Source organism: Sphingomonas sp. 22176, from assembly GCF_052045505.1.
GTDB lineage: Bacteria > Pseudomonadota > Alphaproteobacteria > Sphingomonadales > Sphingomonadaceae > Sphingomonas.
The window spans coordinates 98825-112129 of sequence record NZ_JBQEPL010000009.1 but is presented as its reverse complement, the minus strand read 5'-3'; the positions used below and the strand labels follow the sequence as shown (position 1 = coordinate 112129).

The following is a 13305-nucleotide window of genomic DNA, read 5'->3' as shown; positions in this document are numbered from 1 at the left end:
GTGAAGATCGCAGTACTCAAGGAAGCGGCGATTGCCGAACGACGTGTCGCGGCTACGCCCGAAACCGTCAAGAAATTCATTAATTTGAAGGCTTCGGTCGCGGTCGAGTCCGACGCGGGACTTGCCGCCTCCTATGCCGACGCCGCCTTCCGCGAGGCGGGGGCGACCACCGGCACCCGCGCGGAGGTGCTCGCCGATGCCGATATCGTGCTGGCGGTGCAGGGGCCAGATCCGGACAGCCTGACGGGCCTCAAGCCGGGTGCCTGGCTCGTCGCCGGGCTCAATCCGTTCGGCGAGCGCGCGCGAATCGACCGCTATGCCGCGCTCGGCCTCGAGGCGCTGGCGATGGAGTTCATGCCGCGAATCACCCGCGCGCAATCGATGGACATCCTCTCCTCGCAGTCGAACCTCGCCGGCTACAAGGCGGTGCTCGACGCCGCCGCCGAATATGACCGCGCCTTCCCGATGATGATGACCGCCGCGGGCACGGTGAGCGCCGCAAAGGTGTTCGTGATGGGCGTCGGCGTCGCCGGCCTCCAGGCGATCGCCACCGCGCGGCGGCTGGGCGCGCAGGTCTCCGCCACCGACGTGCGCTCGGCGACCAAGGAGCAGATCCTGTCGCTCGGCGCCAAGCCGATCTTCGTCGAGAATGTCGCCGGAATCGAAGGCGAGGGCTCGGGCGGCTATGCGACCGAGATGAGCGACGCCTACAAGGCCGCGCAGGCCGAGCTGGTCTCGGCGCACATCGCCAAGCAGGACATCGTCATCACCACCGCGCTGATCCCCGGCCGCGCCGCACCCCGGCTGATCAGCGATACGCAGGTCGCGACGATGCGCCCCGGCAGCGTGATCGTCGACCTCGCGGTGGAGCAGGGCGGCAATGTCGAGGGTTCGGTGGTGGGCGAGATCGTCGAGCGCCACGGCGTGAAGATCGTCGGCCATCGCAACGTGCCCAGCCGGCTGGCGGCGGACAGCTCGGCGCTGTTCGCGCGCAACCTGTTCAACTTCCTCTCGGCCTTCTGGGACAAGGAGACGGGCAAGCCCGTGCTCGACGAGGAGATCGGCACCGCCGTGCGGGTGACGCTGGGCGGCAAGGTAGTGCACGAGAGGCTGTTGTCGTGAGCAACGATCCTCCCCTGGAAGGGGAGGTGGCGCGCGCCAGCGCGACGGAGGGGTGTCAGCGCTGGGGGCGTGTTCCTTCGATTGCAGCGGGGACACCCCTCCACCACGCCTTCGGCGCGGTCCCCCTCCCCTTTCAGGGGAGGATCTGACGGGTGTTGCAGGGCGCGCCGGACAGCAATCGTCGCGCGAAGAATGCGCGAAAGGAGCTGTCCTTGCCCGAGGTCCTTCTCTGGGTGGCGCTGAAGGAACGGCCGGGCGGGCTGAAATTCCGCAAGCAGCACCCCTCCGGTCCTTATGTCGCGGATTTCTACTGCCACGCCGCCCGGATGATCGTCGAGGTCGACGGGGCGGCGCATGAGTTTGGCGATCGGCCGCAACGCGATGCCGCGCGCGATCGCTGGTTTACGATGCGCGGGCTGGATGTGCTGCGTGTGCCCGCGCGGGATGTGTTGGATGACTGCGATGCGGTCGTCCGTGGGATTGTCGCTCGGGCCGCGCTGCGGCTCGGGGATCAAGGAAACGCCTGATGGACTTCATCTCGATCCTCTCGGTTTTCGTGCTGGCCTGCTTCGTCGGCTATTATGTCGTCTGGTCGGTCACGCCGGCGCTGCACACGCCGCTGATGGCGGTGACCAACGCCATTTCCTCGGTGATCATCGTCGGCGCGCTGATCGCGGCTGCGGCCGGTAGCCTGGGGGGCGCGGGCGAGACCTCGAAATGGCTCGGGCTGCTCGCGGTGGTGCTGGCCAGCATCAACATCTTCGGAGGGTTCGCGGTGACCGCGCGGATGCTCGCCATGTACAAGAAGAAGGTTCGCTGAGCATGGAGAGCATCGCGCAAAATCCCTGGGCGGCACTCGCCTATCTCGTCGCCGGTGTCTGCTTCATCCTCGCCCTGCGCGGGCTGTCCAGCCCCGCCACCAGCCAGCGCGGCAACCGCGCCGGCATGATCGGCATGACGATCGCGGTGGTGACCACGCTGGTCACCCATGTCCCGCGCATCGCGCCGCCTTGTCCCACGGGCGCGATCTGCGAGAATTACGGCACCCCGGTGCTCGACACGCTGACGCTGCTCGAACTGCTCGCCGCGATCGGCATCGGTGCCGCGATCGGCATCGTCACCGCGCGGCGGATCGCGATGACAGCGATGCCCCAGCTCGTCGCCGCCTTCCACTCGCTGGTCGGCTTGGCCGCGGTGCTGGTCGCGGGCGCGGCGTTCCTCAATCCCGGCGCGTTCGGCATCGCCAATGACGGCGTGATCTTCCTCCAGAGCCGCATCGAAATGGGGCTGGGCGTGGCGATCGGCGCGATCACCTTCTCCGGCTCGGTGATCGCCTTCCTCAAGCTCAACGGCAATATGGGTGGCAAGCCGATCCTGCTGCCGGGCCGCCACGTGATCAACCTGGGCGTGCTCGCCGCGATCCTCGGCCTGATCGCCTATTTCACCCAGGACCAGAGCCCCTGGATCTTCTGGACGGTGACCGCGCTCAGCTTCGCCATCGGCTTCCTGCTGATCGTGCCCATCGGCGGCGCGGACATGCCGGTGGTGGTGTCGATGCTCAACAGCTATTCGGGCTGGGCGGCAGCGGCGATGGGCTTCACGCTGCACAATTCGGCGATGATCATCACCGGCGCGCTGGTCGGCAGCTCCGGCGCGATCCTCAGCTACATCATGTGCAAGGCGATGAACCGCAGCTTCCTCAGCGTGATCGCGGGCGGCTTCGGCGGCGATGCCGGCGGGGGGGCAAGCGGCGCCGCGGCTGTCGACCGGCCGTGGAAGCGGGGCTCGGCAGAGGATGCTGCGTTCCTGATGAGCCAGGCCGAGCAGGTGATCATCGTCCCCGGCTATGGCATGGCGGTGGCGCAGGCCCAGCACGTGCTGCGCGAGATGGCCGACAAGCTCAAGGCGCACGGCGTCCGGGTGAAATATGCGATCCACCCGGTCGCCGGCCGCATGCCGGGGCACATGAACGTGCTGCTCGCCGAGGCGAACGTGCCCTATGACGAGGTGTTCGAGCTGGAGGACATCAACTCCGAATTCGCCCAGACCGACGTCGCCTTCGTCATCGGCGCCAACGACGTGACCAATCCGGCCGCCAAGACCGACAAGTCCTCGCCGATCTACGGCATGCCCGTGCTCGACGTGGAGAAGGCCAAGACCGTGCTGTTCATCAAGCGCAGTATGGGCGGTGTAGGCTATGCCGGTGTCGATAACGAATTGTTCTATCGCGATAATACGATGATGCTGTTGGCCGACGCCAAGAAAATGGTCGAGGAAATCGTGAAGTCGCTGGACTGATCGGGGGACGGGGTGGTCGGATCGATTCTGGGCGGTGCATTCCGCCTGTTGCGGCAGCATCCGCTGTCGGTGCTGGTCTGGGCGATCCTCTATCTCGTCGGCATCTTCGCGATCGGGCTGCTGCGGATCCTGATCGCCCCCGCCGATCCGGACAATGTTGCGGAGGCCCTCGGCGCGGGCCTGCTCAGCCAGGGACTGGCGCTCGCCCTCGTTGCGGTGCTGATCACCGCGGCGACCCGCGCGACGCTCCATCCCTACAAGCGCGGCGCCTGCTATCTGCGGCTCGGCGCCAACGAACTGCGCGTGTTCGCGCTGGTGGTGCTGCTCACCATCGCCACCATGGTCGTGACCTTCCTGCTGACGCTCGCCAACGGCTTGCTGCTGGGGCTGCTCGCCTGGCTGGTGCCTGGGGCCGCGACCGGCTGGCTGGGCGCCGCGCTGCTGCTGGTGGAGATGGCCGGGCTGATCTTCGTGCAGGTGCGCCTCTCGATCGCGCTGCCGCTCACCTATCTCTACGAGACGATCACCGTCGACGAGGCCTGGTCGCAATCGCGCGGGCATTTCTGGTCGATCTTCGGTGCCTTTGCGGTGCTGGCACTGCTGCTTGCGGCGGCGGGGCTGGCGCTGCTCGCCGTCTTCTTGCTGCCGATCCTGGCCACGCTGGGGCAGACCGGTGCCAACCTCCAGGCGCTGATGGAAACGATGCTAATGTTGGTGCTCGCGGCCAAGAACCTGCCGGCCGCGTCGCAAGTCGCGCTGGTGTCTGGTATCCTCGCGCTCACCGCCCTGGGCTTCGTTCTGATGACCGCGACTCTCGCCAGCGCCGCGCGGACCATGCTGGGATTGCAGGATGGCCAGATCGAGGATTTGCGCCACCCGCGCCGATAGTTCCGAAAGTCTTTGCTCCACTTCGGAGAGAGCCCGCAATTGCGCTGCCAAAACGCTCCGATCTGGAGTAAACCAGACTCCGCCATTTCGGAGCGATACGGCATTTGTTGGGGAACAGATGTCGAACCATGGGGGCGGACATGTACGAGGCGATTGGAGCCGGGGGGCTCGAAAGCATTTCCTACGACATCGCGATGGATGTCGCGCAGATCGTCGCGGGCGCGCCGGGTGATGCGGCGGCGGCGGAACGGATCGTCGCGGCGGCCGGGCTGCGCGCCCGCCGGCCGCTGGACGCCGCCAGCGCATTACAGTCCGAGACGCTGCTCGACGGCGTCCAGCTGCTGCTGCTCGAGGCCGAGGGCGTGCCCCCGGATCTGCTGGAGCGGCTACTGATCCGGCTGGGCGCAATGGCGGAGGCGCGCGCGGTGCCGCTGATCGCGACGGTGGCGCCCGACCAGATCGACCTGGCGCTGGGATTGTTGCCCGCCACGGCGGTGCTGCACTGCGCGCCGAGTGATATCGATCGGCTCGGCGCGGTGCTCGGCGTCCGCCGCGAACCGGTGGCCCGGCTGCACGACGGCATGCGCGACCAGGAGACGATGCGCATGCGGCGCTTCCAGGAGGAAGTGGCGCGGATCGCCGACTCGCTCTCGCGCCTCACCCGCAGCGAGCTGCCCGAGCGCAGCGCGAGCGTTCGGAACGAGGCGATGGCGTTCCGCATGGACACCGAAACCGTCGAAACCGACGCGGCAGAGATCCGCCGGGTAATCCGCGCGCGGCGGATGCGGGCGGAGTTCTTCGAGGGCGATCTGTTCGCCGATCCCGCCTGGGACATGCTGCTCGACCTTTATGCCGCCGAACTCGAGCATCGCCAGATCTCGGTTTCCAGCCTGTGCATCGCCGCAGCGGTGCCGCCGACGACCGCGCTGCGCTGGATCGGCACGCTCAACGAGGCGGGGCTGTTCGACCGCAAGGCCGATCCCAGCGACCGCCGCCGCGCCTATATCGCGCTCAGCGAATCGGCCCGGCGCGGCATGGAGCGGTACATCACGGCAGTGAAGCGGACGGGACTTTCGCTCGTTTGAGGGCTTGCCCTTCGCGCCCAGCTTTGGCATCGGCGTGCCACGCGGACGCCTTGGGCGCGCGCGGGCGGTTAGCTCAGTTGGTAGAGCATCTCGTTTACACCGAGAGGGTCGGCGGTTCGAGCCCGTCACCGCCCACCATTTTCCTTCGCGCAGGATGAAGCGGGGCTGGCGGCTTCCGCCCAATGTCGGTCATTCAGGCTGCCATTGTATCTTCCTTTGCAGGAAAATCGGCGTGTCGGGGAACGATGGCTATCGGGATCCGAAACGAGCCTTTGCGGCGTCCGTGAACGGCATGAAGATGCTGACCGCCGAGCCTTCGGGATCCCGAACCTGAAAGGTGCGATTGCCCCAGGGCAGCAGCTTGGGCGCATGCACCAGCTCCGCTTTGCCGTTTAGCCGATCGAAGACAGCGTCCAAGTCCTCGACCATGAATTCCAGAATGGCGGTGCGATTGGCACCGGGCATCGCGCTGTTCTCGGCAAAAATCGCCACGGTCTCCGCGCTTCCGATCGCCAGCGTCGCCGTCGGCGTGACGATCTCGGCGAATTGCGGTGCGAGCCATTCGGCCGTCTGGCCTGTCACCAGCTCGTAAAATGCAACCATGGCTTGGATGTCGGCGGCGATGAGGCGGACGGAGGCGAATTTCATGGTTATGTCCCGGTTGGTGCTTGCGTATGCCAGCCTCGTATCGCACCCCTGCTGACAGCGTTGTGTCAGCAGGAGTCATCAGGCGGTGCGCCGCGCCGATCGCCTCTTCCAAATCATCCAGCTTCTTCGGCGATCGACACGGCCGGTGACTGGCGCCGCCCTGGCCGCCGCGCTGGAGGTATCGACGCGTACCGTGTATCGCGACATAGCCGCCCTCATCGCGCAGCGGGTGCCGATCACCGGCGAACCCGGCTTTGGCTATCTGCTGGACGCCGATTACGACATGCCGCCGCTGATGCTGACCCAGGTGGAGCTGGAAGCCATCGTTCTGGGTGCGCAGTGGGTGGCTGGGCGCGGTGATCCCCTTCTGTCTCCCGCCGCGAACGATCTTCTGGCGAAGATCGTCACGGTGGTACCTGCGCATCTCCGGCCGTTCGTGATGGCACCGAGTACCGGCGTACCGCCGCGCCTGGCTTCCATCGAGGATGTCGTGGACGCGGCGATGCTGCGGGATGCGATCCGGGCACGGTCGAAGCTGCGCCTTGTCTACCGCGATCAACATGGCGCGCAGACCGAGCGAACGATCTGGCCGATCCTGCTCGGATACGCCGAGGCAAGTCGCATCCTGATCGCGTGGTGCGAAACGCGGCAGGGTTTTCGTCACTTCCGCACCGACCGAATACTGGCGGCCGAAGCCCTGGATCAGCGCATCCCCCACGCGAAGGCGGATTTGCATCGGAGATGGGAAGACTGGCGGGCCAAGGAGCTTTCCCGAGGCGGATAGACATTAGCCGCTCGCAGCCCCTGCCGGAAGCGGTCATTCGCGCGGCTGCGGCCTAGTCGCGATGCTCCGCCAGCCGCGCCGTCAGGTTGCTCTGCGCGTCTCCGTGGAGCGGCACCGCGGCGGGCTGGACCAGCACGCTGTGCGGGGGCACGTCGTCGAGCAGCCAGACATTACCGCCGATCGTGCTGCTGCGGCCGATCGTCACCCGGCCGAGGATCGTCGCACCCGCATAGACGATCACGTCGTCCTCGAGGATCGGGTGGCGGGCGTAGCGGCTGCGCGGGCCCGCCGGGGCCAGGCCCAGCGGGCTGCGCGCGCCGAGGGTGACGTGTTGGTACAGCCGCACGTTGCGGCCGATGATCGTCGTCTCGCCGATCACCACCCCGGTGCCATGGTCGATGAAGAAGCTCGGCCCGATCGTGGCCGCCGGGTGGATGTCGATGCCGGTGCGGGCATTGGCGAGCTCGGAGAGGATCCGCGCGACGATCACCGCGCCCAGCCCGTGCAGCTGGTGGGCGATCCGGTAGTGGAGGATCGCCAGCGCGCCGGGATAGCTGATCAGGATCTCGTCGACGCTGCGCGCGGCGGGATCGCCGACGAACGCCGCGTCGACATCGGCATCGAGCAGGGTGCGGATCTCGGGCAGCGCGGCGGCGAACAGGCGGACGAGCAAGTCCGGCTGGTCGTGGTCGAACGGGGTGGCGCTGTGGCGCTGCCAATAGTCGAACTCGGCGGCGAGCTGTTCGCGCAGGATCGCGAAGGCCCGGCCCAGCTGCTCGGCGACGAAATCATCCTCGCGCGCGATGCCGCCGCGGAAGCCGCCGAGCCTGGTGGGGAAGAGCGCGGCGGCGACATGCTCGACGAAGCGGGCGAGCTCGGCCGGCGCGGGGAAGCGGGAGAGGCCGCGATGCTCGGCGCGGCGCTCGCGCCAGGCCGAGCGGACGGTGTTGAGCGCGGAAACCGCGTCGGCGATTTCGCCCGCGAACGGGGTTGCGGAAACCATCGCGTCAGGCCGTGGCGGCATGGGCCGGGGTGCCGAGCGCGTCGGGGGCGAGCAGGCCGCTCTGGCGCGCGACGATCGTCGGCACCAGCGCTTGGCCGGCGACGTTCACCGCGGTGCGGCCCATGTCGAGGATCGGGTCGATCGCCAGCAGCAGCCCCGCGCCCTCGAGCGGCAGCCCCAGCGTCGACAAGGTGAGGGTGAGCATCACCGTCGCGCCGGTAAGTCCCGCGGTCGCCGCCGAGCCGACCACCGCGACGAAGGCGATCAGGCCATAATCGGCCAGGTGCAGCGGCACGCCGAAGAATTGCGCGACAAAGATCGCCGAGACGGCGGGGTAGATCGCGGCGCAGCCGTCCATCTTGGTCGTCGCGCCCAGCGGCACCGCGAAGGCGGCATAGGCCGAGGGCACGCCCAGCCGTTCGACCACCTCCTCGGTCACCGGCAACGTGCCGACCGAGGAGCGCGAGACAAAGCCGAGCTGGATCGCCGGCCAGGCGGTGGCGAAGAAGCGCAAGGGGTTGAGCCCGTTGGCGAGCAGCAGGGCCGGGTAGACGACCAGCAGCACCAGCGCGAGGCCGATATAGACCGCCGCCGCAAAGGCGCCGAGCGCCGACAGCGCATCCCAGCCATAGCGGACCACCGCGTCACCGATCAGCGCGGCGGTGCCGATCGGCGTCAGCGCGATCACCCAGCGCAGCAGCCGGCGGAAGATGGCGAGCGCCGAGGCGTTGAACTGGAGGAAGGCGCTGCCCGCCTCGCCGACGCGCACCGCCGCCGCGCCGATCGCGATCGCCGCGACGATGATCTGGAGCACGTTGAACGACAGGCCGGTGGTCGCCGCGCCGTCCTTCAGCGTGGTGGCGGCGGTGAGGCCGAGGAAATTAGCGGGGACGACACCTTTCAGGAAATCGAGCCATGACCCGGTGCTCGAAGGCGCCTTGGCCGCGCTCGCCGCGACGCCCGCATGGAGGCCCGGCTGGAGCAGCAGGCCCAGCGCGATGCCGATCAGCACCGCGATCAGTGCGGTGGCGGCGAACCAGAACAGCGTGCGGGCGACCAGCCGGGCGGCATTGTCGAGGTCGCGCAGCGCCGCGATCGAGGCAATGATCGCGGTGAACACCAGCGGCGGCACCAGCGCCTTGAGCAGCTGGACGAAGAGCTGGCCGACGGTGTGGAGCGCCTCGCCGAGCCCTGCCTGCCCGGTCGCGCGGACGGCGAAGCCCAGCGCCAGGCCGGCGGCCATGCCGAGCAGCACCTGCAGGGCGAAATTGGGGCGGATACGGGCGGGGACGGCGTTGGCCATGCGTGGCGGCTCCTTTCAGAGTGCCACGATATCCTACTGCGGGAGTAGGAGAACAAAGATTTGCTATCAGCCCGGCTCGGCGGGCTTGGGGGCCGGGCGGACCTGGGGTCGCCCGGCACGCCGATCAGTTGGCCTTGAACGTCGGCTTCTCGCCGGTGAAGGCGACGGTGACATAGCTGTTGTCGCACAGGTTGATGTTCGACCAGACTGCGTTGGTCTTGTCCTCGAAGGTGGCGCGCACATCGAACTTGCAGGCGCTCGCGGCCTTTTCGAAATGCACCGTGGTCTTGCCACCCGCCTTGACCTTGCCGTCCTTGTTGAGCTCGGCATCGACCTTGTTGTCGACCCAGCTGCCGCTGCCGGCGGCGGCGACTTCGATCTTGGTGATCAGCTTGCCGGTGGCGTTGGTGAGCATGAAATCCCACTCGTCTGCCAGCGCCGGGCCGGCCGCGGCGAGGAACGCTGCGGATGCAATGAGAGCCAGTTTCTTCATGGTCTTCTTCCCTCCTGTTGCGCAGCATGTTGCGCCCAACAGGTGCAGCGAGCAAGGGCGTAACAATGCCTATAGCGTGCGTACCAGCCGCACCGCGACGGCGATCCAGGCGGGGTCGGTCACCACCTGCTGGCGGCCGCCCGCGCCGGGCGGGAGCAGCTGCAGCCGGGTGCCGTCGCGGCCGATCAGGCGGCCGAACAGGAAGCGGCCGGCGGGGCGCGGCACCAGCACATCGCGGTTGAGCGCGCGGCCGAACTCGGCGGGGGCGAGCCGCTCGCACCAGATCGCGTCGCCGCTGCGATAGTCGCCGATGCTCGCCTCGACTGCGACGGCGATGGTGCCAGCGTCGGGACGCGGCGGGACCAGCGTGGCGGGGCGGCGCGGGGCATGGGCGCCGTCGCCCTCCAGCACCGCGGCCACGGGCACGTCGGGGCGATCGGGAAGCTGGACCAGATCGGCGGCATCCACCTCCAGCGCGGCGGCGATCCGGTTGAGCCAGGCGACCGATACGGTGCGGGTGCCGGTTTCCAGTCGGCCGATCGTCTGCGCGGTGGTGGGCGGGCTGCAGCGGCGGGCGACGTCGTCTAGGGTCAGCCCCTTGGCCCGGCGGACTTCGCGTATCGCGGTGATCATGGCCTGCTCCTAACCAAATCGGTTTTCCTCTTTCCTACAGATGCGCCGCGATGGCAAGAGGGATGAGTCGGAACAAAAGGAGATCGCAGCATGCGCGAGCTGGTGGAGCGGACGACGGGCAAGGGCCGCAGCGTGACGGTGAATCTGGGCGAGTCGCCGCTCGACTGGTTGCGCGCGCGCGGCCATGTCGATGCCCGGCAATATGAGGCGGGGGAGCGGCTGCGCGGTGATTACGAGACAGCCTCGCTGGGGCCAAGTGTGACGATGCGCTGGGATCCGGCGCCGCGCGAGGGCGGGCGGCGCGCGGCGCCCGAGCCGCTCGATCCGACGCTGGCGCAGATCGCCGCCAAGCGCCGCTTCGATGCGGCGATCGCGGCGGTAGGCGGCGGGCTCTCCGACATCCTGTGGCGCGTGGTCTGCGCGGGCGAGGGGCTGAGCGCCGCCGAAAAGGGGCTCGGCTGGCCGAGCCGCGCGGGCAAGCTGGTGCTGTGCCTCGCGCTCGATCGGGTGGCGGATCACTACCGGCTCAGGTGACCGGCGGCGGCTCCGGCGCGGCGGCGGGGCGTGCGAGGAAGCGGCTATAGGCCCAGCCGATCGCGATCAGCGCCACGCCCAGCCCCAGGAAGGACAGGATGCGCAGCAGCCCGTCCAGCGCGGCGGCGTCGACCAGGAACACCTTGCAGGTGGTGAGGGTCAGCAGGCCGAGCCCGGCGAGGCGCAGGTCATGCCGCCCCGCCGCGATGCCGCGCCACAGCCAGGCGAGCGCGAGCAGCAGCAGCGCGGCGGAGTAGCCGCCATTCTCCAGGCTGCCGATCGGTCCGGTGAGCAGCGTGCCCTGCGCCGCCCAGCGGATCGCGGCGAGTGCGGCGGCGATGCTGAGCAGCGCGGCGGGGATGCGCAAGCGCGGCAGCGTCCAGCACCAGAAGGCGGCGAGGGCAAAGTGGGCGGCGAGCAGCGGCCCGGCTTGCTGGGCGACGAAGGTGGGGTTGAGCAGCAGCAGATCGAACCAAACCAGCCGGGCAAGGCCGAGCAGCAGCAGCGCCTTGGCCAGCCCGGGCAGTCGCCCGGCGCGGAACAGCGCCCAGCCGGCCGCGAGCGCGGCCTGGGTGAACAGCGCACGCTCGACGAAGCCCCAGGCCAGGAAGCGCTCCGGCGTCGCGATCGCCAGCGGCTGCTTGGCGAGCGTGTAGAGCAGCAGCACGGCGCCCGTGCCCGCGAGGATCGCGGCGCCACGCCGGGCGCGTCCGAAGGCGCGCGGGTCGACGAAGAGGAAGGCCAACGCGACGGCAATCGGCAGCCCGAGGACGCGCAGCAGATCGGCGAAGACCGGCAGCTCCTTGTAGGGCAGGCGATCGCCGATCAGCGCGACGAAGATTGCCGAGGCAATGTCGAGTAACGGCGGCCCCGCGGCGACCAGCGCGGCGAGCAGCCACAGCATCGGCAGGGCGTACAGGGTGGGCGCGCGCACCTGCCGTGCCCAGACGGCAAGGCCCCCCAGCACCAGCGCGAGCGGGACCGACAGCCAGCCATGCGGCAGCGGCTGGGCCAGCGCCACGGTCAGCAGCAGCGCGGATGCCAGCGTCGCGGCGATGAGCGCGGGATCGTCGGCGTCGCTGCGCAGCATCCAGGCGAGCCGGGCGCAGGCGAGCGCGGCGCCGAGTTCGAGCAGGCCCCAGCCGAACGGGGGCAGCAGCGCCGGGGTCAGTCCATGCGCGACGAGCACGGGGCCGGCGGCGCCGAGCAGCGCGAGCGCGATCCACTGCCGCCCGCGTGTCGCCAGCGCATGGCCGGCGCCGGTGAACAGCAGCGCGGCAACGAGCGCGCCGGTCGGCGTGCTGCCGTGGTTGACGGCGGTAAGTCCCAGCGCCTCGAGCGCGAGCAGCAGCGCCATCGCGGCAAGCGCCCCCGGCAGATAGACGGCGTCTCGCCAGGCGAGGACCAATGTCGCGGCGGCGAGGACGAGGTAGAAGCTCCAGGCGAGCGGCCCGAAATCGAGCCCCGGCGCGATCGCCACCAGCTGCAGCAGCCCCACCAGCAACGGCGCGAGCCGCAGCCAGCGGTTGCGCAAGCCCGCGGCGGGCAGCGCGGCGCTCGCCCCGCCGGCGAGCAGCATGGTGTAGAGGCCGATGGCGGAGAGATTGCCGCGCCCGTCGAGCACCGCGATCAGGAACTGGGTCCAGCCCAGCCCTGCGACGCTCGCCGCCAGCGCCAGCCAGCCCCAGCGGCGATGCACCGCCAGCCCGAACAAGGCGGCGACGAACAGCCCGAGATAGACGAGCAGCGGGGCGATGCCCGCGGCGTTGAACCCGGCCACCAGCGGCGCGAGGAAGCCGCCCGCCAGTGCCATGATCGCGGTCGGCGGGCCGTGGCGCAGCGACAGACCCATCGCGCCCAGCGTCACCAGCACGACCGCGCCGAAGGCGGTGAGCGGCGCGACCAGATGGTAGAGCGCGGCCGCCATGTAGAGCGTGCCGTAGAGGCTCGCGATGCCCGCGCCGGCGAACACCTGGCCCAGCCGGGCGTCGTCGCGGGTGGCGGGCAGGCGGCGCACCGCTTCGCTTGCCGCGACCAGGGCGAGGCCGAACAGCGCGGCGATGCACGTGCGCGCGGCGGGCCCGAGCAGGCCCTGCTCGATCGAATAGCGGACCAGGAAGAAGCCGGCGAGCACCAGCGCGACGCCGCCGATCCAGATCGGCAGGCGGCCGCCGACCAGCGTTTCGAAGCTCAGGCGGGGCAGGGTGAAGGCGGGGCTCGGCGCGGGCGACGGTGCTTCGACCGGCGCGTCCTCCCACACCAGCGGCGCTTCGGCTTCCACCTCGCGGGCGCTTGTTGCTTCGGGCTCGACCGCGGTTCGCAGGCTCGCTACCGGCCGTGGCGCCGGTGCCTGCGCGCGGCCGTCCAGCCGCGCGAGCCGCACCTCCAGCGTCTGCAGGTCGCGCTCCAGCCGGTCGATCCGCCGCTTGAGCACGGCGAAGGCGGTCGCGGCAGCGACGGCGAGCAGCAGGAAGGCATAACCGGTCATCGCGCCGGACTTCGCACGTTCGCGCG

At 69.4% G+C, this 13305-nt stretch carries 14 protein-coding genes and 1 tRNA gene; 9 read left to right on the top strand and 6 right to left on the bottom strand.

Going from position 1 to position 13305, the window contains the following annotated elements:
• The 7 genes from ACTJKY_RS20020 to ACTJKY_RS19990 all read left to right on the top strand — a co-directional run bounded on the left by ACTJKY_RS20020 (position 1) and on the right by ACTJKY_RS19990 (position 5531).
• Positions 1-1122, top strand: coding sequence for an NAD(P) transhydrogenase subunit alpha (locus ACTJKY_RS20020; protein WP_440847851.1), 1122 nt, complete (start codon positions 1-3; stop codon positions 1120-1122).
• Positions 1123-1274: 152 nt separating this feature from the next.
• Complete coding sequence (locus ACTJKY_RS20015) at positions 1275-1649, top strand: endonuclease domain-containing protein (protein WP_440847850.1); 375 nt, start codon at positions 1275-1277, stop codon at positions 1647-1649.
• Positions 1649-1942, top strand: a complete 294-nt coding sequence (locus ACTJKY_RS20010; RefSeq protein WP_093297885.1) for a proton-translocating transhydrogenase family protein — start codon at positions 1649-1651, stop codon at positions 1940-1942. The genes ACTJKY_RS20015 and ACTJKY_RS20010 overlap by 1 nt, the downstream gene beginning before the upstream one ends.
• Before the next feature lie 2 nt (positions 1943-1944).
• Positions 1945-3420: an NAD(P)(+) transhydrogenase (Re/Si-specific) subunit beta gene (locus ACTJKY_RS20005; protein WP_440847849.1), complete on the top strand. Its 1476-nt coding sequence runs from the start codon at positions 1945-1947 to the stop codon at positions 3418-3420.
• A 12-nt stretch (positions 3421-3432) separates the two neighbouring features.
• Positions 3433-4308 (top strand): hypothetical protein, encoded by an 876-nt coding sequence (locus ACTJKY_RS20000; RefSeq protein WP_440847848.1) that lies wholly within the window; start codon positions 3433-3435, stop codon positions 4306-4308.
• 140 nt (positions 4309-4448) lie between these two features.
• Positions 4449-5393, top strand: a complete 945-nt coding sequence (locus tag ACTJKY_RS19995; protein ID WP_440847847.1) for a hypothetical protein — start codon at positions 4449-4451, stop codon at positions 5391-5393.
• Positions 5394-5455: 62 nt separating this feature from the next.
• Positions 5456-5531: transfer RNA gene (locus ACTJKY_RS19990), tRNA-Val, on the top strand.
• A 111-nt stretch (positions 5532-5642) separates the two neighbouring features.
• On the opposite strand, the gene ACTJKY_RS19985 is transcribed toward ACTJKY_RS19990, so the two are convergent.
• Positions 5643-6041 carry a VOC family protein gene (locus ACTJKY_RS19985; protein WP_440847846.1) on the bottom strand — a complete coding sequence of 133 codons (399 nt, stop codon included), beginning with the start codon at positions 6039-6041 and terminating at the stop codon, positions 5643-5645.
• Between the two features lie 85 nt (positions 6042-6126).
• Here ACTJKY_RS19985 and ACTJKY_RS19980 point away from each other — a divergent pair, with 85 nt between their 5' ends.
• Complete coding sequence (locus ACTJKY_RS19980; RefSeq protein WP_440847845.1) at positions 6127-6825, top strand: helix-turn-helix transcriptional regulator; 699 nt, start codon at positions 6127-6129, stop codon at positions 6823-6825.
• A gap of 52 nt (positions 6826-6877) precedes the next feature.
• Here ACTJKY_RS19980 and epsC read toward each other — a convergent pair whose 3' ends face one another.
• The 4 genes from epsC to ACTJKY_RS19960 form a co-directional block, all read right to left on the bottom strand.
• The gene (gene epsC / locus ACTJKY_RS19975) at positions 6878-7849 is read right to left on the bottom strand and encodes a serine O-acetyltransferase EpsC (protein WP_440847844.1); all 972 of its coding nucleotides are present in this window, start codon (positions 7847-7849) and stop codon (positions 6878-6880) included.
• The gene (locus ACTJKY_RS19970; protein WP_440847843.1) at positions 7833-9131 is read right to left on the bottom strand and encodes a dicarboxylate/amino acid:cation symporter; all 1299 of its coding nucleotides are present in this window, start codon (positions 9129-9131) and stop codon (positions 7833-7835) included. Before ACTJKY_RS19970 ends, epsC begins: the two co-directional genes overlap by 17 nt.
• Before the next feature lie 124 nt (positions 9132-9255).
• Positions 9256-9624, bottom strand: coding sequence for a hypothetical protein (locus tag ACTJKY_RS19965; RefSeq protein WP_440847842.1), 369 nt, complete (start codon positions 9622-9624; stop codon positions 9256-9258).
• Between the two features lie 69 nt (positions 9625-9693).
• On the bottom strand, positions 9694-10257 hold the full coding sequence (locus ACTJKY_RS19960; protein ID WP_440847841.1) for a helix-turn-helix domain-containing protein: 564 nt from the start codon (positions 10255-10257) through the stop codon (positions 9694-9696).
• Positions 10258-10347: 90 nt separating this feature from the next.
• Here ACTJKY_RS19960 and ACTJKY_RS19955 point away from each other — a divergent pair, with 90 nt between their 5' ends.
• Positions 10348-10791 (top strand): DUF6456 domain-containing protein, encoded by a 444-nt coding sequence (locus tag ACTJKY_RS19955; protein WP_440847840.1) that lies wholly within the window; start codon positions 10348-10350, stop codon positions 10789-10791.
• On the opposite strand, the gene ACTJKY_RS19950 is transcribed toward ACTJKY_RS19955, so the two are convergent.
• Positions 10784-13279: a DUF2339 domain-containing protein gene (locus ACTJKY_RS19950; RefSeq protein WP_440847839.1), complete on the bottom strand. Its 2496-nt coding sequence runs from the start codon at positions 13277-13279 to the stop codon at positions 10784-10786. The genes ACTJKY_RS19955 and ACTJKY_RS19950 overlap by 8 nt on opposite strands.
• Positions 13280-13305: the final 26 nt, after the last annotated feature.